Origin of the sequence: Anaeromyxobacter sp. Fw109-5, assembly GCF_000017505.1 — a bacterium.
GTDB lineage: Bacteria > Myxococcota > Myxococcia > Myxococcales > Anaeromyxobacteraceae > Anaeromyxobacter.
Window position 1 is genome coordinate 3,629,419 of sequence record NC_009675.1, and the last position, 26,928, is coordinate 3,656,346.

Annotated in this window: 21 protein-coding genes; 9 read left to right on the forward strand and 12 right to left on the reverse strand. The window is 72.8% G+C overall.

Translation table 11 applies throughout. From position 1 onward, the window contains the following. Positions 1–120: 120 nt before the first annotated feature. Both ANAE109_RS15930 and ANAE109_RS15935 read left to right on the forward strand, forming a co-directional pair. Positions 121–1,671: an ATP-binding protein gene (locus ANAE109_RS15930; protein WP_234945158.1), complete on the forward strand. Its 1,551-nt coding sequence runs from the start codon at positions 121–123 to the stop codon at positions 1,669–1,671. Further along, entirely contained in the window at positions 1,668–2,369 is a 702-nt protein-coding gene (locus ANAE109_RS15935) for a response regulator (RefSeq protein WP_012097915.1), read from the forward strand. Before ANAE109_RS15930 ends, ANAE109_RS15935 begins: the two co-directional genes overlap by 4 nt. Positions 2,370–2,579: 210 nt before the next feature. Here ANAE109_RS15935 and ANAE109_RS23610 read toward each other — a convergent pair whose 3' ends face one another. Continuing rightward, positions 2,580–3,932, reverse strand: a complete 1,353-nt coding sequence (locus ANAE109_RS23610) for an RIO1 family regulatory kinase/ATPase (RefSeq protein WP_012097916.1) — start codon at positions 3,930–3,932, stop codon at positions 2,580–2,582. Positions 3,933–3,959: 27 nt separating this feature from the next. After that, positions 3,960–4,691: a translation initiation factor 2 gene (locus tag ANAE109_RS15945; RefSeq protein WP_143827991.1), complete on the reverse strand. Its 732-nt coding sequence runs from the start codon at positions 4,689–4,691 to the stop codon at positions 3,960–3,962. Positions 4,692–5,039: 348 nt separating this feature from the next. Between ANAE109_RS15945 and ANAE109_RS15950 the strand changes: the two genes are divergently transcribed. Next, positions 5,040–5,390 (forward strand): response regulator transcription factor, encoded by a 351-nt coding sequence (locus ANAE109_RS15950; RefSeq protein WP_041448408.1) that lies wholly within the window; start codon positions 5,040–5,042, stop codon positions 5,388–5,390. Positions 5,391–5,497: 107 nt separating this feature from the next. Here the strand turns inward: ANAE109_RS15950 and ANAE109_RS15955 are convergent, their stop codons facing one another. Then, positions 5,498–6,097: a dihydrolipoamide succinyltransferase gene (locus ANAE109_RS15955; protein WP_143827992.1), complete on the reverse strand. Its 600-nt coding sequence runs from the start codon at positions 6,095–6,097 to the stop codon at positions 5,498–5,500. A 585-nt stretch (positions 6,098–6,682) separates the two neighbouring features. Between ANAE109_RS15955 and ANAE109_RS15960 the strand changes: the two genes are divergently transcribed. Both ANAE109_RS15960 and ANAE109_RS15965 read left to right on the forward strand, forming a co-directional pair. Then, positions 6,683–10,876 carry a multicopper oxidase domain-containing protein gene (locus tag ANAE109_RS15960; RefSeq protein ID WP_234945159.1) on the forward strand — a complete coding sequence of 1,398 codons (4,194 nt, stop codon included), beginning with the start codon at positions 6,683–6,685 and terminating at the stop codon, positions 10,874–10,876. A 167-nt stretch (positions 10,877–11,043) separates the two neighbouring features. Beyond that, entirely contained in the window at positions 11,044–11,556 is a 513-nt protein-coding gene (locus tag ANAE109_RS15965; RefSeq protein WP_012097921.1) for a copper-binding protein, read from the forward strand. A gap of 161 nt (positions 11,557–11,717) precedes the next feature. Here the strand turns inward: ANAE109_RS15965 and ANAE109_RS15970 are convergent, their stop codons facing one another. The 3 genes from ANAE109_RS15970 to ANAE109_RS15980 form a co-directional block, all read right to left on the reverse strand. After that, positions 11,718–14,468 carry a hypothetical protein gene (locus ANAE109_RS15970; protein ID WP_012097922.1) on the reverse strand — a complete coding sequence of 917 codons (2,751 nt, stop codon included), beginning with the start codon at positions 14,466–14,468 and terminating at the stop codon, positions 11,718–11,720. Between the two features lie 488 nt (positions 14,469–14,956). After that, on the reverse strand, positions 14,957–15,244 hold the full coding sequence (locus ANAE109_RS15975) for a hypothetical protein (RefSeq protein WP_041448411.1): 288 nt from the start codon (positions 15,242–15,244) through the stop codon (positions 14,957–14,959). 48 nt (positions 15,245–15,292) lie between these two features. Then, complete coding sequence (locus tag ANAE109_RS15980; protein ID WP_012097925.1) at positions 15,293–15,538, reverse strand: hypothetical protein; 246 nt, start codon at positions 15,536–15,538, stop codon at positions 15,293–15,295. A gap of 533 nt (positions 15,539–16,071) precedes the next feature. Between ANAE109_RS15980 and ANAE109_RS15990 the strand changes: the two genes are divergently transcribed. After that, positions 16,072–16,452, forward strand: coding sequence for a tautomerase family protein (locus ANAE109_RS15990; protein ID WP_012097926.1), 381 nt, complete (start codon positions 16,072–16,074; stop codon positions 16,450–16,452). A gap of 139 nt (positions 16,453–16,591) precedes the next feature. Here the strand turns inward: ANAE109_RS15990 and ANAE109_RS23615 are convergent, their stop codons facing one another. After that, on the reverse strand, positions 16,592–18,256 hold the full coding sequence (locus tag ANAE109_RS23615) for a serine/threonine-protein kinase (RefSeq protein WP_049768609.1): 1,665 nt from the start codon (positions 18,254–18,256) through the stop codon (positions 16,592–16,594). Positions 18,257–18,525: 269 nt separating this feature from the next. Then, on the reverse strand, positions 18,526–19,404 hold the full coding sequence (locus ANAE109_RS16000) for a tetratricopeptide repeat protein (protein WP_041448413.1): 879 nt from the start codon (positions 19,402–19,404) through the stop codon (positions 18,526–18,528). 320 nt (positions 19,405–19,724) lie between these two features. On the opposite strand from ANAE109_RS16000, the gene ANAE109_RS16005 reads away from it, so the two are divergent. Beyond that, positions 19,725–20,702, forward strand: a complete 978-nt coding sequence (locus ANAE109_RS16005; protein WP_012097929.1) for a DUF3365 domain-containing protein — start codon at positions 19,725–19,727, stop codon at positions 20,700–20,702. A 70-nt stretch (positions 20,703–20,772) separates the two neighbouring features. Here ANAE109_RS16005 and ANAE109_RS16010 read toward each other — a convergent pair whose 3' ends face one another. The 4 genes from ANAE109_RS16010 to ANAE109_RS16030 all read right to left on the reverse strand — a co-directional run bounded on the left by ANAE109_RS16010 (position 20,773) and on the right by ANAE109_RS16030 (position 22,989). After that, on the reverse strand, positions 20,773–21,366 hold the full coding sequence (locus ANAE109_RS16010; protein WP_012097930.1) for an RNA polymerase sigma factor: 594 nt from the start codon (positions 21,364–21,366) through the stop codon (positions 20,773–20,775). 266 nt (positions 21,367–21,632) lie between these two features. After that, positions 21,633–21,899: a hypothetical protein gene (locus ANAE109_RS16020; protein ID WP_012097931.1), complete on the reverse strand. Its 267-nt coding sequence runs from the start codon at positions 21,897–21,899 to the stop codon at positions 21,633–21,635. Positions 21,900–22,247: 348 nt separating this feature from the next. After that, the gene (locus ANAE109_RS16025; RefSeq protein ID WP_041448415.1) at positions 22,248–22,475 is read right to left on the reverse strand and encodes a hypothetical protein; all 228 of its coding nucleotides are present in this window, start codon (positions 22,473–22,475) and stop codon (positions 22,248–22,250) included. Between the two features lie 289 nt (positions 22,476–22,764). After that, a complete protein-coding gene (locus tag ANAE109_RS16030; RefSeq protein WP_012097933.1) occupies positions 22,765–22,989 on the reverse strand; it encodes a hypothetical protein in 225 nt (74 codons plus the stop codon). A 276-nt stretch (positions 22,990–23,265) separates the two neighbouring features. Here ANAE109_RS16030 and ANAE109_RS16035 point away from each other — a divergent pair, with 276 nt between their 5' ends. Beyond that, the gene (locus tag ANAE109_RS16035; RefSeq protein WP_012097934.1) at positions 23,266–24,762 is read left to right on the forward strand and encodes an HlyD family secretion protein; all 1,497 of its coding nucleotides are present in this window, start codon (positions 23,266–23,268) and stop codon (positions 24,760–24,762) included. Next, a complete protein-coding gene (locus ANAE109_RS16040) occupies positions 24,762–26,915 on the forward strand; it encodes a peptidase domain-containing ABC transporter (RefSeq protein ID WP_158305899.1) in 2,154 nt (717 codons plus the stop codon). The genes ANAE109_RS16035 and ANAE109_RS16040 overlap by 1 nt, the downstream gene beginning before the upstream one ends. Positions 26,916–26,928 lie beyond the last annotated feature (13 nt).

A 26,928-nucleotide genomic window follows, 5' to 3' on the forward strand; every position in this document is an offset into this window, starting at 1 on the left:
GCGCTCCCGGCGGCTACACCCGGACGCCTGGCCCGCCGCCGGCCCTTCGGACGGGGCCAGCGCGCACGCTCCCGCCCGCGCGCTTGACGGGGGCTCCGGCGGGTGCGCGGATCCCTTCCCGTGGCGATCGACACCACGACGCAGCGCCCCCGCCCGCGCGCTCCGCGAACGCGCGCCGGGTACCTCAACGCGGTGGCGGCCATGGCGGCGACCACGGCGGTCGCGACCGCCGCCCGCGCGCTCGGCCTCCCGGACGTCGAGATGCTCTTCCTGCTCGGCGTCATGATCACCGCGCTGAGCAGCGGGCGTCGCGCCGCCCTCCTCGCCGCGGCGCTGGCGGTGGTCTCGTACGACTTCTTCTTCGTGCCGCCGCCGTACACCCTCGACATCTCCGACGCGCGCTACCTCCTCACCTTCGCGATGCTGTTCGGGTTGAGCGTCGTCATCGGGACGCTCACGTTACGGCTGCGCGAGCAGCGGCAGGCGGCCGTCGAGCGCGAGCGGCGCACCGCCGCGCTGTACGCGCTCAGCCGTGAGCTCGGAGCCGCCCTGGACGAGGAGAGCGTCGCGAACGTGTCCGTGCTGGCGGTCGCGCACGCGTTCGAGGCCGAGGCCGTGTTCCTGCGCGCGCGCGGCGGCGAGCTCGCCGCGATCGCCGCGTCGCCCCCGGCGGCGGTGCTCGGTCCGTCCGAGCGCGCCCTCGCGCAATGGGTGGCGGAGCACGGCCAGGCGGCGGGGCGCGGCACCGGGACGCTCACCGGCGAGGAGGTGCTGTGCACCCCCGTCCGCGCGTGGGGCGACGCCCTCGCGGTGCTCGCCGTCAGGACCCCGGAGCCGCGCGATCTCGACCTCGAGCAGCGCGGCCTGCTCGAGGCGGTCGCTCGCCAGGCGGCGCTCGCGCTCGATCGCGTGCGACTCGCCGCCGAGGCGCGGCAGGCCGAGCTGCGCGCGAGGACCGAGGCGCTCCGCAGCGGGCTCCTCTCCTCGGTCTCGCACGACCTCCGGACGCCGCTCGCCGTCATCACCGGGGCCGCCTCGACGCTGCGCGCCGACCTGGCGCTGGAGCCCGAGACGCGACGGGACCTCTCCGACGCGATCTGCGAGGAGGCCGAGCGGCTCGAGCGGCTCGTCGCGAACCTGCTCGACATGACCCGGCTCGACGCCGGCGCCGTGGAGCCGAGGCGCGAGTGGGTGCCGCTCGTCGAGGTCCTCGGCGGGGCGCTCACCCGGCTCGACCGCCGGCTCGCGGGGCGACGCGTCGTGACGGCGCTGCCCGACGATCTGCCGCTCGTCTCGCTCGATCCGGTGCTGGTGGAGCAGCTCCTCGTGAACCTCCTCGAGAACGCGGCGAAGTACACGCCCGCGGGCTCGACGGTCGAGATCGGCGCGCGCAGCGAGGGGGACACGCTCTGCGTGGAGGTGGGGGACCGCGGTCCAGGGATCCCGCCGGGCGACGAGGAGCGGATCTTCGAGCGCTTCCACCGGGGCGCCCACGCGGGCGTGCGCGGGGTCGGCCTCGGCCTGCCCATCGCCCGCGCCATCGCCCAGGCGCACGGCGGCCGGCTCGTCGCCGCGAATCGCCCCGGCGGCGGCGCCGTGTTCCGCCTCACCCTGCCCATGTCCTCGGAGCCACCTCGAGCCGCCGAGCCCGCGGGAGAGAGCAGCGCATGACCCCACCCGGACCGCTCGTGCTGGTGGTCGACGACGAGGCGCAGGTGCGCCGGTTCCTGCGCGCCGCCCTCGGCTCTCGTGGCTTCCGCCTCGTCGAGGCGGAGACGCTCCGCGAGGCCGAGCAGCTCGCCACGAGCCACAACCCCGACGTCTACCTCCTCGACCTCACGCTCCCGGACGGCGACGGGGTGGACCTGGCGCGGCGCCTGCGCGAGTGGACGAGGGCGCCGATCATCGTGCTGTCCGCGCGCGGCCGCGAGGAGGACAAGGTGAACGCGCTCGACGCGGGCGCGGACGACTATCTGACGAAGCCCTTCGGCGTGAACGAGCTGCTGGCGAGGCTCCGGGTCGCCCTGCGCCACGCGCAGGCGAGTCCGGCGCAGCCGGCGGTCCTCGAGGCGGGGCCGCTCCGGATCGACCTGGCGCGCCGGGAGGTGACCGTGGAGGGTCGCGAGGTGCGGCTGACGCCGACCGAGTACCGGCTGCTCGCGCTGCTCGCCCGTCACGCCGGCATGGTGCTGACGCACCGGCAGATCCTTCGCGAGGTGTGGGGGCCGAACGCGACCGAGGCGCACTACGTGCGTGTCCACATGGCCGAGCTGCGCAAGAAGATCGAGGCCGATCCGGCGCGTCCGCGGCTGCTGGTCACCGAGCCGGGGGTCGGTTATCGCCTGCAGGACCGGGCGGAGGGCAGCTGAGCGGCGAACCGGCAGGCTGTCGAGCTGCCCGCCTAACGACCGCTCGTGGTGAGCTCGTCGAACCACGAGCGGGACGCCGCTCGCCCTTCGACAGGCTCAGGGCGAGCGGACAACTGGTTCACCCGGCCGCCCCTCGACTCGGCCCGCCTGCGGCGGGCTACGCTCGGGGCGAGCGGGGTTGTGAAAGCGCGTTCTTCAACAGCCTGCCAGCTAGCGGCGTCCGCGCCGGGGGTGCGAGCGCTGGCCCTGGGCCTGAGGGCCGCCGTGGGGCGGCCGCGTCGTGGAAGGCGGCCGCTCCGGCGGCGGAGCGGAGGGCGCGCCCGGTCCGAGGGGCGGCCGCACCACGCGGATCACCTCCGGCGCCGGCGCGCTCCTGCGGTCCTGACCGCGTCCGGGCGGGCGATTCCCGCTGCCCTGGCCGGGGCCGGGAGGACGCGCCGCGTTCGGACGGCGGTCGCTTCCCTGCGGCTGGCCGCGCTCGGGCGGTCGGCTCGAACGGCGGTCGCCGCCCTGCGGCTGGCCGCGCTCGGGCGGTCGGCTCGGACGGCGGTCGCCGCCCTGCGGCTGGCCGCGCTCGGGCGATCCGTTCCGCCGGCGGTTGCCGCCCTGCGGCTGGGATCGCTCGGACGATGGGGGATGCGCCTCGCGCGACGAGTGGCCGCCACCCGCGCCGCCGCCGCGCTCGGGCCGCTCGGGCCGCTCGGGCCGGCCGCGCCCGCGCGCGTCGTTGCGCCGGTTCCCTGGGTGCGCCGGGCGGTGACGCTCGCCCTGTCCACCGCCGTGGCGCTCGTGTCGCTCGCCGCCGCCCCGCGGCGCCTCCGGCGCACGGCCGCTCGGGACGAAGTCGGGCGTCAGCTCGCGGCGCACGTACGCACGCCAGATCTCCCGGGCGTCGTTGGACGCCGCCCGGAGCGACGGGTCGAGGGCGGCGAAGAAGCGGCGCAGGTTCTCGAGGTCGCGCTCGAAGTAGAACTCCGCCCGGGAGTTGTGCGCCGCGCCGACGACCTGGGGGAAGTCGATGACCACCGGACCGTCCCACCCGACGAGCACGTTGTATGGGGAGAGATCGCCGTGGATGAGGTCGGCGCCGAGCATGCGCACCATCTGCCCGCGCAGGTCGGCGTAGAGGGCCGCCGCCTGGTCCGGCGCGACGTGCGCGTCCACGAGCCGCGGCGCGGGGTGACCGTGCGCGTCCACCACGACCTCCATGAGGAGGACGCCCTCGTAGAACATCACCGGCCGCGGTACGCGCACCCCGGCGGCGTGGAGCGCGTAGAGCGCGTCCGCCTCCTTCGCCTTCCACGCCTCCTCGGCCGCGGCCTGCCCGAAGCGGCTGCCGCGGTCCATCGCGCGCTGCATGCGCGTGTCGCGCACCTGCCGCCCCTCGCGATAGCCGGCGTTGTTCCGGAAGTTGCGCGCCTCGCGCGCCTTGTAGACCTTCGCCGCGACGACCTCGCCGCCGTGGCGCACGAGCCAGAGATCGGCTTCCTTGCCGCTCTTCAGGCGGGCGCAGACCTCTTCTACGACGCCGTCCGCGAGGAGCGGTGCGAGGGGATCGTTCATGCCCTGGGTCGGGTTCCGCAGGCGAGCCTACTTCTTGGGCGCGCCGCCCGGACGACCGCCGGCGCCGCCCGGCCGCCGACCGCCACCGCCCGGCCGGCCGCGGCCGCCGCGCTCGTTCTTGCGATCCTCGCGGAGCGAGTCCATCGAGAAGCCGCCCGTCGCGCCGGCCTTGGTACCTCCGCCTCCACCTCCGCGCCCACCGCCTCCGCCGCCTCCGCGCCCTCCGCGTCCGCCCCGGCGGCCGCCGCGATCGTCCCTGGCCTCGCCGGCGACCTGCTTCATGTTCCGGGGGAGCAGGTCCACGACGTACTGATGGCCTCCGAGCGTGGTCGCGCCGGGGACCGGCTCCTCCGGTCCGAAGACGCGCACGAGCCGCACGTCGTCGACGCGTCCGCCCACGACCTCCACTGCGGCGCGCAGCATGCCGAGCCGCTCGCCCGCGAGGCCGGTCGCCTTCGCGACCGCCTCCTCCAGCGCCGCGGCGGCCGCGTCCGGGGCCGGCTCACCGGGCGCGGCGGTGCCCGCCTCGGAGCCGGGAGCGATCTCCGTCCCAGGCGTCGTCTCGGCGGAGGACGCGGCCTCGACCGGCGCGCTCTCCGCGGCCGCCTCCGGGCCACCGCTCTCCGCTCCGGCCGGCGCCGGCGCTTCGGGCGTGGGCGCAGGCGCCTTCTCCTCGCGGGGAAGGGTTCGCCGCGTCGCTTCGATGGCGGCCGCAGCCGTCCGGATCAGGGAGCCGCTGAGCTCGGTCAGGGTCTTCATGGGGGGGTAGCCATACACCGTCAGGGCGCGGGCGGCAAAGAGCAGCCGACGCGAGCGCCTGGCTGCCAGCGACCGGGACGGGCGACGGCGACTGGAGCTCCCACCGGCGTCATCTCGCCGCGCCTCATCAGGGGCCGATATGCGCGGGGTGCGACATGGTCCCACCGACCGGCGAATCGACACTCACCTGGCGTCATCGTCCGGCGTGCTGCCCGCGCCGCGAAATGCCCGTGCTGGCGCGCGCGGGACCGTACGGCGGGAACCGGTCTCGATTCGCGCGACGGGCGAAGGGCGACCGCCCGCCTGGCTGAATTTGCACCACACGCTCCCACGTGCGACACGGGCGTGATGCAACGCCTCCTCGTGGTGGACGACGACGCAGACCTCCGGGAGACGCTCGCTCACCGGCTCTCCCATGAAGGATTCGTGGTCGAGGTCGCGCGCGACGGCGCGGAGGCCCTGGCCAAGCTCGCCTCGGGGCGCTCCCCCACCGCCATCGTGCTCGACCTCGGGATGCCCACGATGAGCGGCTGGCAGTTCCGCGATCTGCAGAAGCGCAACCCGGCCCTCGCCGAGATTCCCGTCGTGGTCATGACGGGCGAGGCGCCGCTCGGCATCGACGTGCAGCACGTGCTCCAGAAGCCGTTCGCGATCGACCACCTCGTCGAGACGATCCGGCGGATCACCGTCAGGAGCTGACGCGGCACGTCGCCCGTCGGGGGAAGCCCGACGCGCCGTGGCTCGCGCGCTCATGGGGGCGTCTCCCCGGCGCCGGGCGGGGCTCGCGAGCGGGTCCAGCCGCGGAGCTAGCTGCCCGCGCCCGCCGAGAACCGCAGCTCCCACCGGCGTCCCGGCTCCGCGCTGGGTGCCGGGATCACGTGATCGCGCAGCGCCGAGCTCGCGCAGGCCACGTCCGCGGCGCTGGCCGATCCGCTCGACTCGAGCCGTACGCCCCTGATCCGGATGCCGTTCGCGACGGTCTCGACGTCGAGGACGAACGACATCGCCGCGACGCCCGCGTCCGGACCGTTCCGCGCCGCACAGCGTGCCACGCGGCCGTCGAGCTCGGCGAGCCCCGCCGCCAGCTCGCGACGAAAGGACGCGAGCGCGTGGCGCCGCGACGGGAGCATGGCCTGCGGCCTCGGGGGTCGATGCAACGCCGCAGCCCGAGCGGTGCCCTCCCCCGCGCGTGTGGCGGCGCCTTCCCTCGCGACCGGCACCGGCGAGGGGCTCGGCGATCGTCCCGAGCCGGGCCCGAGCGGCGGCGTGGTGGAGCTCGTCGCCGGCGCTCCGCGCGAGCCGCCGTCGAGGCGGAGGAGGATCGCGACGCTGCCCAGGAACAGGAGCGCGATCGCCAGGAGACCCCCGAAGAAGATTCGCGACACCTGGACCTCCCCTCGAGCCACGCCCTGCGGTGCTCGAGCTCGCTCGACCGGGGGATCGCGCCACACGGGTATCGATCCACCAACGGTCGCTCGCGCCTCGCTCTCGCCCGCGCTCGACCATCCTGAGCACGCGCGCGCGACCGGACGACCCTCGTACCCGCCGTGACTCGCCGCCAGGATCGAACTCACCCGGGGTGACGCCTACAGGTGCACGCACCGCGTGCTCACGCGGCGGCGCGTAGGCGCGTCGTCGACCCCGAGGCGAACGTCCCCTGTCCTCACGACGCGGGCTCCGCGCCGTGGCGGACCTCGACGCCGTCGATCGTCCACCGCGGCATCGGGCGGGTCGAGACGGGATCTCATTCGCGCTTTACCCAGGGTAATCACCGGATACAGCGATCGGTCGGGCCCCGAGGTCCGGCTTGCACGCCGCTCGGCGCGGACAGTACCTGTGCCCTCACCATACCGGAGTGACTCACGGTGGATGCGACCCGACGCGGAGCTTCGATGCGTTCTTGTCCATGCGTCGCGGGTCACGTTCCAGGTCGGAGTTGCAAGCGGGCCGGCTGCGCAGCCGCCAAGGGGGACGCGATGAAGGGTCGTGGGGTGATCTTGCGTTTGGTGATCTCGCTGGCGCTCGCCTCGAGCATGAGCTCCGCATCCGCTCAGGCCCGCAAGGACAAGGACCGGCCCCGGATCACCCACGCCGACAGGGCCGCCGCCGCCGCCCGGGCGAAGGCGAAGGGGCTCGCCTCTGGCGCCGCGGCAGTGGCCGCCGCGGAGATGGCGATGGCGATGCCGGGCGACCCGCCCCGCTACTACTCGCACCCGAACTACGCCAACAGCCCGCTGCCGGTCGTCAGCGGCGCGCTCGTCTCCGTCGGAAATCCGCTGGTCGACCGCGCCTACGCGACCGACTTCGCCGGCCCGGTCGGCGAGCTCGGGCAGGTCTTCGTGGTCATGCCCTCGGCGGTGCTTCCGGAGGGGTTGATCCAGAGCTTCCAGACCTGGAACCAGGCCACGGCCGGAGCGAGCCCGACCCCGTCGGCCGGCGGCGTGTTCCACGCGTACGTCCTGCGGCCCACGGGCATTCCCAACGAGTACACGGTCGCCTTCGACAGCGGGACGCTCACCGTGCCGGCCCTGGCCGATCCCACCGTCGGCGAGGTCGCGAAGTTCGACATGGTGGGCGGTATCGGCGTCCAGGCGGGTGACCTCCTCGCCTTCTACGGGCAGGGCATCCCCGTCGACACCTCCTCGGGCTCGGACGTCCTGAGCTACCCGGCCCCGACCGCGCCCTTGCAGGGCGCCACGATCACGCTCGGCAGCCTCGAGTATCCCATCTATCCCCAGGCGCGCACGTACTCGTTCGCCGCAGAGGTCGTCGACCTGTCCGGCACCAACGTCGCGATCACCGAGGGTATCCGCAAATTCGTCGACGGCCTGCCTGGCCTGGGTCCGGACGCGGCGAACAACCTGGGGCAGTTCATCCCCGTGGCCGTCCCCGAGCGCTGGCCCGCCACGGACACCGCGCCGGAGTCGGACTACTACGTCATCGAGCTCGTCGAGTACTCGGAGCAGATGCACTCGGACCTGCCTGAGACGAAGCTGCGCGGGTACCGGCAGGTCAACGCGCCCGGCGGCCCCACTCCCCCCCACTACCTGGGACCGATGATCGTGGCCCAGAAGAACCGGCCGGTCCGGATCCTGTTCAGGAACTCCCTCCCGACCGGCGCGGGCGGGAACCTGTTCGTGCCGGTGGACACCACCGTGATGGGCTCCGGCATGACGCCAGCCGGCCACGAGATGTGGCCGGCGGAGGAAGACCCGCAGAACCCGATGTGCAGCCAGCCCGGCAAGGAGATGATGGTCGCCTCGGGCCACTGCTTCGCGGACAACCGGGCCACGCTGCACCTGCACGGCGGCATCTCGCCGTGGATCAGCGACGGCACGCCGCACCAGTGGGTCACGCCGGCTGGCGAGCTGACGGCCTATCCGGAGGGCGTGAGCGTCGTCGACGTGCCCGACATGCCGGCCCCCGGCTCGGGAGAGATGACCTTCTTCTACACGAACCAGCAGAGCGCGCGGCTGATGTTCTATCACGACCACGCGTGGGGCATCACCCGGCTCAACGTCTACGCCGGTGAGGCTGCACCGTACGTGATCACCGACGACACCGAGAAGGCGCTCGTCGACAGCGGGATCATCCCCGGCGCGGCGGACACTCTCCCGCTCGTCATCCAGGACAAGACCTTCGTGCCGAAGGCGGCGCAGCTCGCCTCGCAGGACGAGACCTGGGACGTCGCCCGCTGGGGCGGCGAGGGCAGCCTGTGGATGCCCCACGTGTACTCGCCGGCGCAGAACCCGGGCGACGCCTCCGGCGTGAACCAGTTCGGCCGCTGGGCGTACGGTCCGTGGTTCTGGCCGCCGACGACCAACGTCGAGAACGGCCCGATGCCCAACCCCTACTTCGACCCGGCCTGCGACCCCGAGCTGACGTGGTGCGAGCCGGCCGTGATGCCGGGGGTGCCGTACCTCTCGATGGGGATGGAGTCCTTCCAGGACACGCCCGTGGTGAACGGCACGGCGTACCCCACCCTCACGATCGATCCGAAGCCCTACCGCCTGCGCGTCCTGAACGCCGCCAACGATCGCTTCTTCAACCTGTCGCTCTACAAGGCCGTCGACGCGAACGGCGCGCTCTGCGACACCGCCAACGCGACCCCGGCGCCGGAGCGCACCGGCGTCGCGTGCACCGAGGTGCTCCTGAACCCCGCCGAGGTGGCGGCCGCGCTCGACGACCCGGCGGGAGTCTTCCCGACGCCGGTGGCGGGCACGGAAGGCCCGGACTGGATCCAGATCGGCACCGAGGGCGGCTTCCTCCCCGCCCCGGTGGTCATCCCGCCGCACATCACGACGTGGGTGACGGACCCGACGGTGTTCAACGCGGGCAACGTGGACCAGCACTCGCTGCTGCTCGGCCCGGCCGAGCGCGCCGACGTGGTGGTCGACTTCTCGCAGTACGCGGGTCAGACGCTGATCCTCTACAACGACGCCCCCGCGGCGTTCCCGGCGCGCGATCCCCGCTACGACTACTACACCGGCAACCCCGACCTGAGGGACACGGGCGGCGCGCCGTCCACGCTCCCCGGCTACGGCCCGAACACCCGCACCGTCATGCAGATCAAGGTGAGGCCGGGAGAGGGTCAGCCCTTCGACCTGGGCGGCCTGCAGGCGGCGTTCGCCCATAAGCCGGACGCCCCGGGCGTGTTCGAGAGCGGGCAGCACCCGATCATCGTCGGCCAGAGCGCCTACAACTCGGCCTACGGGAAGACGTTCCAGGCGAACGGTCCTTTCGCGGGCCTCGTGCAGATCTTCGACACCTCGCTCACCTTCGACACGCTCTCGGACGATCCGGCGAACCCGGGCACCCCGCTGAGGCTGACGATCCCCCTGCGCCCGAAGATGATCCAGGACGAGATGGGAGAGGCCTTCGAGCACGAGTACGGGCGGATGAGCGGGTTCCTGGGGGTGGAGACGGCGAACGCGCAGGCGGGCCTGCAGAACATGATCCTGTACCCGTTCGCCTCCCCGCCGACCGAGCTCGTCGACGGGGTCGAGCTCCCGGGTTCGGCCCCCGCGCTGGAGGTGACTCCCATCGCCTCGGCCGACGACGGCACGCAGGTCTGGAAGATCACCCACAACGGCGTGGACACGCACCCCATCCACTTCCACCTGTACGAGGTGCAGCTCCTGAACCGCGTCGGGTGGGACGGCATCGTCCGCAAACCCGACCTGAACGAGCTCGGGTGGAAGGAGACCGTCCGCGTCAGCCCGCTCGAGGACACGGTCGTGGCGCTGCGGCCGATCATCCCGCACGTCCCCTTCGACCTGCCGAACAGCATCCGGCTGCTCGACCCATCCATGAACGAGGGCGACTACCTGGCGAACACCACCCTGCAGGAGTCGCTCGGGCTGCCCATCTTCGCCTTCGCCCCGAACGGCGAGCCGATCGACGTCGTCAACCACTACGTGAACTACGGCGCGGAGTACGTGTGGCACTGCCACATCCTCAGCCACGAGGAGATGGACATGATGCGCCCGCAGGCCGTGGCGCTCGCGCCCAGGGAGCCGACGGGGGTCACGTGGGCGCTCGCGGGGAGCGGCCGCAACACGCGGAACGTGGTGTCCTGGACGGACGCGTCGAAGAACGAGACGGGCTTCGTCGTCGAGCGCTCCTCCGACGGGACGAGCTGGACGCGGATCGCGACGGTGCAGTCGTCCGAGCTCGGCGTGGTGCCGTACGTCGAGACCGGCCTCGGGCCCGGAACCGGCACGGTCCGGACGTACGCCGACGTCATCGGGAACGACAGGACCCCCTACTCCTACCGGGTGTACGCCATCAACACGGTGGGTGACACGTGGGACTACTCCAACCCGGCGCTGAACAGGCTCCCGCCGGGCGGCGGCTTCCCCGTCCTGACGGTCGACTCGAGGGGCATCACCACCAGCAGCGTCGCCGCCCCGACGAACCTCACGGGGAGCGCGGCCGTGCGGAACCGCACCAGCGCGACGGTCACGCTGGGCTGGACGGACAACTCGACGGAGTCCGGGTTCCTGATCCAGCGGGCGGACAACGCCGGGTTCACGGTCGGCGTGGTGAACGCCACCGTGGCGGCCGACGTCACGACGTTCAAGCAGAACGTGGCGCGCGGCCGGACCTACTACTACCGGGTCCTCGCCTTCACCGACGCGCACCAGTCGGCGTGGTCGAACACGGCCACCGTCCCGACGCCGTGAGCTGAGCCCTGACTGCCGCACGGGGGAGGGGCCAGTCTCCCTCCCCCGTGCGTGCTTCTCGCGCCTCGGCCCGCGAGGAGCGCGCCTCGTGAATCACGGCGCCGGCCGCGGCGACCCGGGGTAGAACGGCCGCTCGGATCCGTCCGAGCGACCCGAGGAGCCCCGCCATGTCCGACCCGCGCCCGAAGTGCTCGCGCTCAGAGCGCCTCTCGCCGAGCCCCCTCCCCCCAGACCACGCAGCGACCTCGCTTGCCGGGCGCGTCCGGCGCCGGTATGCCGCCGCGCTCGTCGCGCTCGCGCTGCTCGGGCTCGCCTCCGCCTGCCGCGACGGCGGCGGCGCCCGCGACGAGAAGGCGTCGGGCGTGCGCCGCTACACCGTCCGCGGCGAGGTGGTGCGGCTCCCGGAGACGCCTGCCGGCGCGCGCCAGGTCGGGCTCCGCCACGAGGCCATCGACGACTTCGTGAACCAGGCCGGCGAGACCGTGGGGATGGGCTCCATGGTCATGTCGTTCGAGGCGGCCCCGGGCGTGTCGCTGGAGGACGTCCGCGTGGGCGACAAGGTCGAGATCCAGCTGGCGGTGGGGTGGTCGCCGCCGACCCTGCGCATCGAGCAGCTCCGAAAGCTGCCCGCGGACACGGCGCTCGAGTTCCGGGAGGCCCGGGCGAAGCCCGCGCCGTAGCGGGAGGCGGCGGCCGCGTTCGCTCGCCCGTCGAGCGGCGGAGGCCGCGGGCGGGCCGGGAGACGACTCGGGCCCGCGCGCCGGCCTCGGGAGACCGGCGGGGCGGGCCCGCACCCTTCGGATCGGTCCCGGCGCGCCGGAGCGCGCCGGGTCTCACGCCGCTAGAGGCAGGCGGCCGCGCAGGCCGCCGCCGGCGTCGCGGCCTTCAGGGCCTCGTCCGTCGCCTGCAGCACCTCGAAGACGAACGTCGGGTTGTGGAGGGAGCTCGAGCCGTCGTTCACGAGCCCGAGGTTCCACAGCGCGCGCGAGAGCACGCCGTCCACCGCAGCGAGGGTGACCGTACCGGTCGCATCCTTCAGGGTCGAGGCTGCGCCGACCACCGTCGAGGTCGTGACCGTACCGGACGGGAAGGTGACGGCGATGGGCGCGGTCAAGTTGAACACGATGCTCGTCCCGCTCACGCCGATGCTCTCGATGCTCGCGAGCGGTAGGACGAACGGCGTGCCGCTCGTGCGGCTCTGGACCGGCGTCACGGTGAACCCCGTCGCGCCGACGGAGGCCGTGAGCGCCTCGCCCAGCTGGGCGATGGCGCTCGCGCGCGCCGCCACGTAGGCGGCCTCGATCGCCTCGCCGTTCACCTCTTCACCGTGGCACTCCTTGCAGATCGAGCTGGCCATGTTCACGCCGTCGTCGTTCGTGAAGCCGAACGTGTGGTTCGTCATCGTGTAGCGGAGCCCCTCGACGGCCGTCTTCATGTGGCAGCCGACGCAGGTCTCGGACACCGCGGCGTGGCCCGAGACCATGTAGCCGTTGGCGTCGCCGATGAAGTACGCGTTCATGCCCATCAGCACCTCGGCCTGGGTCGGCGCGTGCGGCGTCTCGAAGCTCGGCAGGGCGATGTCGTCGCCTCGCAGGCCGCGCCGGCCGTTGTGACAGGTCATGCAGAGCGCGCCCGTGCCGGCGCCCGACACGGTGAACCCTGCGGCGACGTAGACGGGCGCCTTCCCGTCGATGCGGACGGTCGTGGAGTGGGAGTCGTGGCACGCGGCGCAGGTCTGCGCCTCGACGGTGCTCGGGGTCGCGCCGCTGTCGACCGTGCCCTGCGTGGTGTCCTCGGCGTACTTCACGAAGCCCTGCGCGGAGTGGCAGCGGGCGCAGCTGGAGTTGGCGCGGGTGCCGGTCGCCTCGGCGAGGGCGAGGCCGGTGTTCGCATGGCCCGACCGGCGCCACAGCGCGACGCGGTCATGGTTCGTCGGACGATCGTGGCACACCGCGCAGGCGGCCACGTTGTACTCGCCGACCGGCTTCGAGCCGCCGTTCGCCACGTGACGGCCGAGCGGGCCGTGGCAGCTCTCGCACTGCATGCCGGCATAGGCCCTCGCCGCGAGCGGGATGGCGTCCCAGGCGCCGTACTGGGGCGCGGGAGTGACGAGGTCGTAGGCCGGATCGCCGGTGAGGCCGGTGAACACCTTCGTGAGGTCCGGGAACGTCCAGCCCGCGGCCTTGGCGACGTCGTCGAAGCCGTCGTTCTGGAGCGCGGTGTTGTAGCCGGTGGTGTGGCAGGACACGCAGCTCGCGCTGTAGTGCGTCCCCTCCGCGCCCGTCATGCCGAACTCGAACGTGGTCATCGCGCCGGGCTCGGCCCAGAAGACCGTCGGGTTCGCGGTGGGCGCCGGGATGGGCTCGCCGTCGGGGCCGGTCTTCCACACGAGCACGCCGTTCGCGTCGTACTCCATGTACTTGAAGAAGTGGTTCCCGTGCGCGGAGTTGTTCCACTTCTTGAAGGTGGTCTCCATCCTGGCGAGCTTCTCGGCGCTCATGAGGTACTCGTGGCAGCCGCCGCAGCTGGGGCTCGAGCTGACGTAGTTCGAGACGGCGGCGCGCAGCCCGTCGAACCGGTAGACGCCCGGGACGTCGGCGACGAACCAGGGGAACTCGGAGTCGGCGCCGTTCAGGACGGCGTTCGAGCCGAGCGGCTTCTCGACGAAGGCGAGCGCGGTGGTGTTGCCCGGGACGCTGGCGATGACGAGCGTGCCCGTCGGGATCGAGCGCGTCACCAGGTCGGTCGAGTCGTAGATCGCGCCGTTGGCCTGGGCGAGCGTCGCCGGGACCACCGCCACCGTCACCTTCGCCTCGAAGCCCATCTGGTCCTTCACGACGACGTCGAAGTTGTAGGTCATCTCGGTGAGCTGGCGCGCGCTGACGCCGAGGAACTCGGAGCGGAACGGCTCCCCGTCCTCGGTCAGCGACGGCCCGAAGCCGATCACCTTCTCGTCGGCGGCGACGATGTCGGCGAGGGCGCCCGTGGTGAACTTCGGGGCCGCCACGTCGTTCGCGGAGAGCGTGACCGTCGTCGGGTTCGCGGCCCGCGGCGTCCACTTGTACGCGTACGGCGGCGTTCCGCCGCTCACCGTCACCCCGAGCGTGACCTCACGCTCGAAGCCGGCGGGGTTCGGCATCGCCGCGGCCTTCAGGACGATCGGGCTGATCGCCGTGAGCTCGCGGTTCAGGATGAACTCCTTGCCGGCGACGATGGAGACGTTCGGCACCTCGAGCTTCTGGAAGCCGTTGCCCGAGAACACGATCGTGTAGACGCCGATGGGGCAGCCCGAGCCGAGCTCGTACTCGCCGTTGGCGTCCGAGGTCGTCACGCCGCACCAGTCCGGGACGCTCGTGACGACGACGTTCGTCGCCGGGTACTCGACGCCCGCCACCTTGAACGTCAGCCGGCCCATCACCCCGCCCGTCGACCTGCCATCGGCACCGTCCTGACCCGACGATCCCGGCGTCCCCGGCGCGCCGTCCCGGCCGTCCTGCCCGTCCCGACCGTCCTTCCCGTTGGACCCGCCGGAACAGGCGGCGAGCGCGACGACCATGAGCAGCGACAGCCCGCGACACTTCCTCGCATGCATGAAGGGATTCCCCCTGATTACCTACCGTGAACAGCGCAGACAGACACGCCTCCGGCCAACCGGCCGCCGGCGTCCAGGCTGCACGTGCGAAAGCCAGGCCGGACGCCTCGCGATCGCTCTCACGGTTGGTGTACCCAGCAGCGCGGACGAGACCCGCGTGAACCGCGCGCTCGGCACGCCGCGCGGGTGCGTCGGGCAGACGCCGAGTGATCCTTCGGGCTTGAATGCGCCTGCTCGGCTCGCCGTCGACGCCGTGCTACCCGCCGACGAGATCCCACGTGGACAGGGCCCCTGAGCGTGCGCGGCGGAGCCGCTCGGGGTCCGGTCTCACCCTGCGTGATTTCACGCGGGTGATTTCACCCACCGATATACGCGCCCGGCGGGCAACCCTTTGGAATGCTGGGCGAATCACCGCACTCCAGGGTAGCTCCACGGATGGTCTGCGTTGGTCCAGGGGAGCCCCGCCGGAGACGCGTTTTCCACACGCCTCAGCGTCGACGGGGATCGTCCTCGCCGGGCGCGGGCGGGGGCGCATCGCGCCACGTCCGCCGCAGGCGAACCACCGAGATCGCGACCGCCACGAGCGCGGCGAGCAACCCGGCCGCCACGCCGAGCCAGGGCGCGCCGAGCGGCGCGAACCACCCGGCGAGCAGGCGCGGCAAGAGCCCCGCGGCGATCATGACGAGGAACCCCACCATGCCGATCTGGAAGAGCCCCAGCGCACCGCGCAGCCTCCGGCGCTCGCGCTCCTCCCGCTGCTCGTCCGTCTCGCCCATGGGCATGCTCGAGGCCGGCCGCCCAGTGACGGCCGAGCCGGCGTCGCCTCACTCCTTCTTCTTGAGCTTCGCCTCGTTCTCCCTGATGAAGCCGCGGATGTCCTCCGCCAGGTCGAGGAGCTTCAGCCACTGCTCCTGGTAGAGCGTCACCGGGAAGCGGCCGAGGCCGTAGACGGACACCGCGCCCTTCTCGCTCACCTTCATCGACACGCCCTTGCTGCCGCGGGCCTTGAGGGCGGCGTTCTCCGCCTTGAGCCGCTCCAGCTCCGCCTTCAGCTCGTCATCGGTGGCCATCGCCGTCCTCTTCTTCTTCGCGGGGATCCGCGCTCGACGTACACGCCGCTGCGTGTGTACCAATCGCGGCGATGGTACTCGACCCGGCTGACCTCGGGCGGGCGAACGCACGGTCCCCCGCCCTCACCCGAGGCACGACGCGTCGGGCCTTTCGCTCGGAGGGGGTCGTCCTCATGGTCGTGCGCGGAGGTGCCACATGACCCCGTACGACCCCGACGAACCCCGCACGCGGACGAGCGCTCCCTCGAAGCCCGCCGGAAGGGAGGACGACGTCCCCGCTCCACGCCGTGACCCGTCCGCGGAGCGTCCCACGTCACGGCAGGCCGGGGACGACCCTGGCGTCGGCGGCGACCGGATGCCCAAGGGCGCGGACGAGCCCGGCGCCGGGTTGTGACGGGCGCCGAGAGACGCGGCGTGGCCACCCGTGGTGATCGGCCACGAGCTTCACGGCACGGGGTCTGCTAGGACCAGCGGGTCGCCGACGCGCGGCGGAGCAGCGCGCGCGGCCAGGACCGACAACCGGAGGAACCCGCATGCCGCTCGTCCGCATCTCCCTCAGGGAAGGCAAGCCGGAGGCGTACCGCGCCGCCATCGCCGACGGCGTCCACCGCGCCATGGTGGAGACGATGAACGTGCCGGCGAAGGACCGCTTCCAGCTCGTCACGGAGCACCCGGCCGCCGGGCTGATCTACGACCCCGCCTATCTGGACGTCGCGCGCACCGACGACCTCGTCGTCGTGCAGATCACGCTCAACGCCGGACGGACGACCGAGATGAAGAAGGCGCTGTACGCGCGCATCGCCGAGCTGCTCGCCGAGTCCCCCGGCGTCAGACGCGAGGACGTCCTCGTCTCGCTCGTGGAGGTGACGAAGGAGAACTGGTCCTTCGGCAATGGGCTCGCGCAGTACGCCTGAGGCCGAGGCCGCGGCGTGAAGGTCCGTGGATGGTCACGTCGCTGCCGGCTCCGGACGGGACCCGCCTCGCCGTCGGCTCCGGTCGGCACGGCGTCGCGGGGTGGCGCGGCCAGCGCGGCGGCGCCGTGCACGCCCGTCGCTACTCGCCGCGCTGCTCCCGCACCGTCAGGCGCAGGAACGCCGCGCGATCGTCCTCGCTCGGGATCTCGCGGGAGATGAGCTCGTACAGCTCGCGCGTGTCGCGGGCTCGGGAGCACGCGCGCCGCACGATGACGCGCGCGAGCGGTCCGACGTAGGCCGCGAGCTCGCGCCGGGCGCGGTCGAGGAAGCCGGGGTCCCACTCGCGGACGGGAGTGGGCGGGGGCGGCGTGCTGGACGGCCGCTCGCGGATCGGCGCGGCCACGCGCAGCTCGGCGCCGCACCAGGCCAGGAAGGCCTTGCGGTCCTGCGGCGAGGGGAGGTACGCGGCGAGCTGCTCGCAGAAGTCGCGCGGTGTCACCGCCGCGAGGCCGACCTTCTTCACGAGGTGGGGAGCGACGGGCCCGAGCAAGGGCGTGATGCGATCCTCGACCCGCTTCTCGAAGGTGGGCTCTCGCCCCGAGGGCGTCGCCTCGCTGGCGCTCTCGCGGCGAGCGGTCGCCGGACGCGGCTCGGTGCGCTCGGCGCGAGGCGTCCGGCGTCCCTCCGCCGCGTCCGGCCGGGTCCGCGCGGGCGTCGGGGAGCGGGCGCGCTGGGCCTCCGACCGAGGGGGAGTCGCGCGCGGCGGGAGGGGCACCGACCGCGAGGACTCCCTGCGCGGGAAGACCTCCGTCGCGAGCCCCACCTCGAGGTCGTCGTCCTCCGCGAGCGAGAGCTCGGCCCGGAGGAGCTCCGCGCGCATCGACTCGGCGCTGGCGGGGCGATCCTCGCGCGCCGGCGAGAGCGCCTGCAGGACGAGCCGCTCGAGGTCCGGCGAGACCGGTCGTCCCCTGCGCTGACCGGGCGGCGCGACGGGCTCGGTGAGGTGCCGGTGCAGGATCTCCATGGGCGTCTGCGAGTCGAAGGGCAGCTTGTGCGTCAGCATCTCGTACAGCACGACCCCCAGCGAGAAGAGATCGCTCCGGCCGTCCACCTCGCCGCCCCGCAGCTGCTCGGGGCTCATGTAGCCAGGCGTGCCGCACACCAGGCCCGCCTGCGTCAGCGTCGAGGCCCCCTCGCCCACCGCCAGGACCTTCGCGATGCCGAAGTCGAGCACCTTGACCGAGTCCGACACGTCGCGGCGCCGCTCGATCATCACGTTCTCGGGCTTGAGGTCGCGGTGGAGGATGTGGTTCGCGTGCGCCTCGGCGAGGGCGGCCAGGATCTGCGCGGCGACGTGGACGACGCGCCGCTCCGAGAGCGGGGCGTCGTCCGCGATCACCTGGGCCAGGCTCTTCCCCGCCACGTACTCCATGACCATGAACAGCAGGCCGTCCTCCGAGCGGCCGAAGTCGGTCACGGTCACGACGTTCGGGTGGTGCAGTCGCGACGCGGCGCGCGCCTCGCGCTGGAAGCGATGGGCCATGGCCGTGTGCGCGAGCAGCGCCGGCTTCACGATCTTGAGGGCGACCGGAGAATCCAGCTTGTTGTGGATGGCCTTGTAGACGTCGCCCATCCCGCCGCTGCCGATCTTCTGCTGGATGAGGTAGGTCCCGTTGACCGTCCGCCCGATGAACGGGTCGGCGTGCTCCTCGACGGCCGGCTCCGCGACGAGGCGCGACCCGCACGATCCGCAGAAGACCGCGCTCGGGCGCCCCTCTTCACCGCACGTGGGACAGGTCGGCATCGCCGCCGGCGTACATAAGGCCTCGGCTCGCATCGTGCTCCTCGCTTCGGAGCGCCCGGCGCTCAGCCCCGCCGCGAGCGCCACGCGGGGGACACCCGCACCGGCTTCGACGTTGGGGCTACCCCGCGGCCGTTCCCCTTTCCGCGTCCCGGCCCGGGGCGCTCCCGCTGGTTGCCCGTCCTCCGCCCGCACGCCGCGCCACCCCCGCGTCCGTCCCCGTCTGGCCTCGAGACTGGGCGAGGGCCGACGACCTGACCCTCCTCATCACATCACTCTCGCTTCTTCCCCGCCGCGGTGCTCGCGTTCGGGGTCTCGGCGAGCAGCGAGCGGGCGCGCGCGGCGGCGGGGGTCCCGGGGTACCGCTGCGGGACCTCGGACAGGACGGTCTTCGCCTCCTCTCTCATGTCGAGCTGCAGCATCGCCTCGCCGGTTCGCACCAGCGCGTCAGGCGCCTTGCCGGAGCGCGGGAACTCGCGCGCCACCTTTCCGAACTCGAGGACGGCGTCCCGGTAGCGGCGCTCGCCGAACGCCAGCTCGCCGAGCCGGAAGTGCGCCTCGGCGCTGGCGGGGTCCGCCGGGAACTGGGCGACGTACTGCTCGTAGAGCTCACGGGCCACGGTCTTGTTGCCCTGCTGCTCCTGCGCGCGCGCGAGGGCGAGGACGTCCGTCTCGTTCGCGGAGAGGGCGGGGCCCGGCGCGGGGCCAGGGGCGGGAGCCGCCGCCGACGGCTTCGACGAGGTCTTCGACGCCGAGGGCCGGCTCTCCGCGACGCGCGCGGCGCCGCTGCGCTGCTGGCCCTGGGCGAGCGACCTCTCGACCGCGTCGAGCCGCTGCCCGTGCTGCTCGAGCGTCGCGCGCAGCTGCCTGAGCTCCTTCACCAGCTCGGCCTGACCCTCCGGCGGCGGGGCTCCGGCTCGGGTGGCGCGGTCCAGCGCCTCGAGCCTCGTGTTCACCTGCGCGAGCGTCGCGTCCACGCGACGCGCCTGCTCCCGCGCCGCCTCGGCGTCGGCGCCGGGCTGCACGGCCGGCGCCTCGCCCTCGATCCGCTCGACGCGCTGCTCCAGCCGCGCTCCCCGCTCCTTCGGGTACCAGCACGCGCCGAGGAGCACCGCGAGCGCGACCATGCCGCGCCGCGTCCAGATCGCCACGCCGCCCGATCCTGCGGGCGCTCGAACCGCACCGGGGTGACCGCTCATCGTCGACCCTCCTTGCCCCCTCGAGCGGGCCGAAGGCGATCGGCGGACCACCGAGTCGCCGGCCGTCGCGAGAGATTCGCCGTGCGAGTGATATTTGCGGCGCCGCGCGCACGGCTGCGGCGCGCAAACCGGCTTGCGCCCCATCAGAGCGGTGTCAGATCGCGCGCCAGGGGAAATCCATCGGAGCGTTCCAGCCGGCGTGGACCCGATGACCCACCGTCCCGCCACGCTTCACGGTGGCAGCGGGGCGTCGCGCTCGATGGGGAGAGGTCATGCGACTGCTCGCGAAGTTCAGCCTCATCTTCGTGGTGGTGTTCGGCCTCGGCCTCGGCGCGGCCGCCTACCTGTTCTACGGTCTCCTCCAGCGCAACGCGCGCGATCAGGTGCTCCACAACGCGCAGCTGATGATGGACACGGCCCTGGCCATGCGGTCCTACACCATCAAGCAGGTCAAGCCGGCCATCAACGACAGCTTCAAGGAGCAGGGGAAGCAGAGCAGCCGCGACGACGACGTGTTCCGCGAGCTCTGCGCCAAGCGCGGCTTCGCGGCGAAGCGCGTGTTCCGGCCGCAGACCGTCCCCGCCTACTCGGCCACCGAGATGTTCATGGAGCTCCGCAAGAAATACCCGGACTACCTCTACAAGGAGGCGACCCTCAACCCGACGAACCCGCGCAACCGGGCCCTCGACTGGGAGGAGGACCTCATCAAGAACTTCAAGAACCGCCCCGAGATGACCGTGTTCGGCGGCGAGCGCGACACGCCGCTCGGGCGGGCGCTCTACCTCGCGAAGCCCATGCGCGTGCAGTCCGATTGCCTCGAGTGCCACTCGGTCCCGAGCGCGGCGCCCAAGGAGATGATCGAGCTGTACGGACCCAACAACGGCTTCGGGTGGACGGACGGAGACGTGGTCGCGGCGCAGATCATCTCGGTGCCGGTCTCGGTGCCGGTGCAGATGGCGAACCACGCCTTCCGCCGCCTGATCCTCTCGCTCGTCGCGGTCGGCGTCCTCACGCTGATCGTCCTCGACGCGCTGCTCTACGTCACCGTGATCCGGCCGGTGAGCCAGTTCGCGGCCCGCGCCGACGAGATCAGCAAGGGCCAGCTCGACGTGCCCGAGCTGCCGGTGCGAGGCAAGGACGAGATCTCGGTCCTCGCGGCCGCCTTCAACCGGATGCACCGCAGCGTGGTCGCCGCGATGAGGATGCTCGAGGACGAGCCGGACCGCACCCGCGATCCGGACGACGAGTAGCGCCTCGCGGTGCTCGCCGGGCGCGCGGGGACGGCTGGCGCGAGATCGGGCGGAGACCCCGCTCCGCTCGCTACTCGTCCAGCGCCTGCTTCTTGACCATCTCCGCGAGGCGCTTCTTGATCCGCTCGAAGCGCTTCATGAGCGTGAGCGCCTGGACGGGCTCGCCTCCGGCCGACATGATCTCGGCGACCTCCTCCCAGGAGAAGCCGCGGTCGAGGCGCAGCGCCAGCAGTGACTGATCCTCCGCCGAGAGCGCCCGCCGCAGCTTCTCGAACGCGTCCCGCCGGCGCTCGACGCGCACCACGGTCTTCGTGCGGATCTCCTCGGCGAGCGCGGAGGCCTCGCCGGTCGCGAACCGCCGCCCGCGCCGGTGCCACGCGTCGTTGCGGATGCTGAGCGCGGAGTTCCAGGCGATGCGGAACGCCCACGTGCGCAGGGAGGAGCGACCCTCGAAGCTCGAGAGCCCGCGCCAGAGGCGCTCCGCGAAGTGCGAGAACGCGTCCGCGGCGTCCTCCTCGTCGCGCAGGACCGAGCGCAGGAAGCGCAGGATCTCCGGGCCGAGCGCGCGCAGCGCCGCGGTGGCGGCGGCCGACACGTCGCCGGCGTCGACGAGCTGCTGGACCGACTGCTGAACGGACGCTGCCGCGCTGTTCTGGTTCTCCACGGCCGGCTCCTTCGGATGGACGCTGCGCGGTGGGCGCTCACGCGCCGCGCTCGCTCCCGGCGAGCGTGGTGCGAAGTATCGCCGCGCCCGCGGCCGGCCCAGCGATCGGGCGGCGGCGCATCCGCTCCGTCGCACGCGCGCTCCTCGGAGCCGGGAGCGTCGAGGACGAGCACGGCCCCGGCCTCACCGCACCTCCTCAGGTGTGGTGAGCCGAGGCCGGATTCGTCGCGCCAGCTCGGGCGCCAGCTCGGGTTCCGCCGAAGCGGCTAGAGGGTGGTGGTCGCGCCGTTGGCCTGCTGCACGCCCGCCACCATGGTCACGTCGCCCGAGTTGTCGGTCGCGATCTGGTAGATGTTCGTGACGTTGGTCTGCTGCACGAGGGAGCTGAGCCACGGAGGCCCGCCGTGGCTCTTGTCGTGACCGTACGCGTTTCCCTGCCCCTTCGCGCCGGACACCGCGCTCAGCTCGTCGTCGCCGAGCGGGATCGGGGCCGACGCGGTGCGGAGGGGCTTCTCGTTCGTCTCGCGGCTCATGAAAGTTCTCCTTCGACGTGTGAATTGCGTGGAGGACCGAGGAGAACCTGCGGGCGTCCCAGCGTTCCTCGCTGCTCCGCGGCCCGCAGGGGAGACCGGCCGGGACCGGAAAGCTGACGCCAGGCGCACGTCCCGGGCCTGCGTCCGCCTCCGGTCTCCTGCGCCTCGCAGCGCCTCGCTCCGGAGTCCGGCGCGCGGTGCGGAGGCGCCGCGGCGCCCCTCGCCTCGGTTCGCCTCGAACGACGGCGGCCTCGCTCGACCGCACCGAGGGTGCATGCGGTCGAGCGAGGCCCGGGATGATCTGGACCCCGGCGATCGACGCGCCAGGGCCGTGTTCAGCCGACGCCCTTAGTGGGAGTAGCTGACCGACGACGAGTTGCTCTGGACCGAGCCCTGCGCGATGGCCACCGCGCCGAGGTTGCCGGCCACGAGCGCCGTGGGGGTGCTCACGTTGACCTGGGTGACCGTCACCGGGCTGCCCAGGGAGAAGATGTCCCCGGCCCCCGAGACCGCGCCGAGCTCCTCGTCACCGAGCGCCACCAGCTCCACCGACTTCTTCTCCGTCTTGCGATCCATCGTGTCTCTCCTCTTTCGACGTTCGGGTGGTCGTTGCGTTGAGGGCTGATGGGTGGGCGACGCCTCGTCGCTCCCTCGGCCCGTCGGAGAGACTCGCCGGCGGCGGAGATCTGACATCGCCCGCGCCCTCTCGCTCGTGAAGCATCGCGGCCGTCCCGCGCCGCACCTCTCCGCCGACGACGACCACCTCGCTCGACCGCACCGGCAGGTGCATGCGATCGAGCGAGGTGGGGATGATCCGTGCTGCGGCCGGGCCGGGCGGCCCGGGGCCTGCGTTCAGCCGAGCCGATCAGTGGCCGTAGCTGACCGTGGACGAGTTGCTCTGCATCGAGCCCTGCGCGATGGACACCGCCCCGAGGTTGCCGAGCACGACCGCCGTGGGGGTGCTCACGTTGACCTGCGTGACCGTGACCGGGCTGGCCAGCGAGAAGATGTCCCCGGCCCCCGAGACCGCGCCGAGCTCCTCGTCCCCGAGCGCCACCGGGGCCATCGCCTTCTCCATCTTGCGATCCATTCGTCTCTCTCCTCGTTCGAGTGATTGCTGCGTCGAGGGCTGACGGGTTGGCAACGCTCGTCGTTGCTCGCTCAGCCCGTCGATGAGACTCGCCGGGAGCGGAAAGCTGACGTCGCTCCTGTCGCGGCCGCCTCGGGCGCGCGCTCGGGAGCGACCCGCCGCGATCGTGATCTGAGGATGGGCGATGGGCCTCGCGAGCGACGTCCGCCGTGAGGCGACGGTCAGATCGTCGGAGGTCGACGGTCCATCCGACGGGAGGGCGCCGTGAGCGGAACCATGACTCGCAGGAACCCCCAGGCGTCGGTCTCGGAGATGGCCAGGGCGAGGAAGCGCGAGGAGTTTCTCGCCAGGATCCGTCAGGCGTCGCGGGTGGACGTCTCGGCGCAGAGCGCCCGTCCGAGCGGCAAGGGACGAGAGGCCGAGCGGGCCGAGAAGCGGCCGCCCGCCCGTCACCAGACCGTGGCCGTCGCGCCCGCCCCCGCGCCGGAGCGCGTGCCGGCTCGCGCCGAGCGCCCTCGGCCAGCGCCGGTCCGGGTCGAGCCCTCGCAGCCGGAGCGCGCGGAGCGGCCCCACGCAGCCCCCAGGCTGTTCCGCGAGGAGGCGCTCAAGCACCGCCTCGCCTTCGAGGAGGGGCGTGGCCTCGTCCGCGTGTCTCCCCCGTGGACGTGGGCGCTCCTCTGGGTCGTGGTGTCGGGCCTCTGCGCGGCGATCGCGACGTCGTTCGTCGGCAAGGTGGAGGTCACCGGGCGCGGGCGCGGCATCCTCCGGCCGGCCACGGGCGTCCGCGTCCTGACGAGCCAGCTCGGCGGGACCGTCGTTCGCGTCGAGGCGCGCTCCGGCGAACGGGTGAAGGCTGGCACCTCGCTCCTCCGGATCGAGTCGCCGACCGTGCAGGCGCAGCTCCTCGAGGCGGACCGAGAGCTCGAGGCCCTGCGCACCCAGTACTCCGCCGTCTCCTCCCAGCAGGACGAGCACTACGGCGAGCAGCTCGCGAACCTGAAGGCCCGGGCGAAGCGCGTGGAAGAGCAGATCGCGAGCCTGCGGAGCTCCGCGCAGCACTACGAGCGCCGCGTCCAGGCCGACGTCGGCCTCCTGCAGCGGGGCCTCGTGAGCGAGCTGGCGGTGAGCGAGACCCGGGACTCCCTCGCGCAGGCCCAGCGCCAGCTGAGCGCCGCCGATCAGACCCTCGATCAGACGCGGCAGGAGCTCGCCTCGCTCGAGTCCCGGCGCGAGGACGAGCTCTGGAACCGCCAGGAGCGCCTCGCGGCGGCGCAGAACAAGCGCGACGCGCTCGCCGTGGTCCTCCGGCAGGCGGTGATCGAGGCGCCGCAGGACGGGACCGTCGAGGCGCTGCTGGTGAAGGAGGGCGAGGTGGTCCAGGCCGGCCAGCCCCTCGGGAAGCTCGTCCCGGTCGATTCCCCGCTCCAGGTCGTGTCCTTCCTCGCCGAGCGGGATCGCGCCTTCGCGAAGCCCGGCGACGAGGTTCAGCTGGAGCTCGATCAGCTGCCGCACGCCCAGTACGGCACGCTGCGGGCGAGGGTGCTGCGCATCGGCGACGACCTCGCCTCGCCCTCCGAGATCCACGACGCGCTCGGCGACCAGAAGCTCGAGGCGCCGAGCTACCGGGTCGAGCTCGAGATCACCGATGCGCGCGCGGCGGAGTCCGCGCACGTGAAGCTCCGCACGGGCACCCTCATGAACGTTCGCTTCACGCTCCGGACCGAGCGGCTCATCACGCTCGTCCTCAACCCGCTGCGGCGATGGTTCCGGTGATGGCCCGGCTCAGGCTGCGACGGCGGCGCGTGCGGTTCGTCCCGCAGATCGAGGTGACCGAGTGCGGCGCGGCGAGCCTCGCCATGGTGCTCGCCTACCACGGGCACCACGCCCCGCTCTCCGAGCTCCGCCAGGCGTGTGGCGTGTCCCGCAGCGGAGCGGACGCGCTCTCCATCGTCCGGGCCGCGCGCGCGTACGGGCTCACCGCGAGCGGCGTCCGGGTGGAGATGGAGCAGCTCCCGCAGCTCGCGCTCCCGGCCGTGCTGCACTGGGACTTCGAGCACTTCCTCGTCCTGGAGCGCCTCACGGCGACCCACGCGCACCTCGTCGATCCCGCGTGCGGCCGCCGCGCCGTCCGCCTCGACGAGATGAGCCGGCACTTCACCGGGATCGCCCTCCAGTTCGCGCCGTCCCCCTCCCTCTCGCGCCGCCGCCGGACGCGGCCGAGCCTCGCGAAGTACCGCGAGATCTTCCGGCGGTCGCTCCCCAGCCTCGCCCAGATCCTCCTCGCGTCGATCGGGCTCCAGGTGATCGGCCTCCTCTTCCCGGTCGCCACGCAGATCCTGGTGGACTCGATCGTGGTCCCGCACCAGCCCGCCTGGCTCATGGGGCTCGGGGCCGCCCTCGCCGCCGCCGTCGTCACGAAGGCGCTCCTCATGGTGGTCCGGAGCTTCGTGGTCCAGGGGCTCAGGAACGTCCTCGACTTCACCCTCATGACGCGGTTCCTGAACCACCTCCTCCACCTGCCGCTCGGGTTCTTCATGCAGCGGGAGGCCGGCGATCTGGTGCAGCGCGTCCACAGCAACGCGACCATCCAGAACCTGCTCAGCAGCCAGTCCATCTCGGCGCTGCTCGACGCGCTGCTGCTCGTCGGCTACGCGGGCCTGATGCTCGCGTTCGACCTGAAGCTCGGCCTCGTGATCCTCGGCTTCGGCGCGGTGCGCGTCCTCCTGCTCCTCTTCGTCCGCGAGCGGAACCAGCTCGCGATGGCCTCCGAGCTGACGGCCTCCGGCCGCGAGTTCGGGGCGCTCCTCGAGGCGCTCAGCGGCCTCGAGACCACGAAGGCGAGCGGCGCCGAGAACCGGATGGTCCAGCGCTGGGCGCACCGCATGACGGGCCGCGTGAACGGCGCGCTCGAGCGCCGGAAGCTCACCATGCACGCCAGCCACGCGACGGTCCTCCTCCAGGGGCTCGCCACCGCGGTGGTGTTCCTCGTCGGCGGCGAGCAGGTCGTCGCGCAGCGGATGACGCTCGGCACGTTCGCCTCGTTCCTCGCGCTCCAGAGCCTGTTCATGTCGCCGCTCGACTCGCTGCTCGAGACGGTGGGCCAGCTCCAGTACCTCGGGAACCACCTCGAGCGGCTGGACGAGGTGCTCACGACGCCGCCCGAGCCGTCGGGCAGCGCGGATCCCGGCCGGCTCCAAGGCGCCGTCGAGCTGACGAACGTCAGCTTCGCCTTCTCGCCGGGCGCGCCCCCCACGCTCCAGGACGTCTCGGTGTGCATCCGCCCCGGCGAGAAGGTCGCCATCGTCGGTCCGTCGGGGGCCGGCAAGTCCACGCTCGCGCGCCTCCTGCTCGGGATGCACCTCCCCACCGCGGGCACCATCGCCTTCGACGGCCGCGATCTGCGCGAGCTCGATCTCCGGAAGGTGCGCGACCAGATGGGCGTGGTCCTGCAGGAGACCTTCCTCTTCGACGACACCATCCGCGCGAACCTCGCCCTCAAGGACGAGGAGCTCCCCCTCGAGCGGCTGCGCGAGGCCGCCAGGCGCGCATGCGTGGACGAGGTCATCGACGCGCTGCCCGAGGGCTTCGGCAGCCGGCTGGGCGACAACGGCAACGTGCTCTCGGGCGGGCAGCGGCAGCGCCTGAACCTGGCGCGGGCGCTCGTCCAGGAACCCGCCATCCTCCTGCTCGACGAGGCGACGAGCGCCCTCGACCTCGACACCGAGCGCCAGGTCCACGCCGCCCTGGCGAGCCTGGGCTGCACCCGGATCCTGATCGCGCACCGCCTCGCCACCGTGCGGGACGCCGATCGCATCCTCGTCCTCGAGGCCGGGAAGATCGTCCAGGAGGGCACCTACGACGACCTCGCCGCGCGCGAGGGCCTGTTCCGATCCCTCGTCCACGCGAAGGAGTTCGCCGATGCCTAGCGCCGCCGATCGG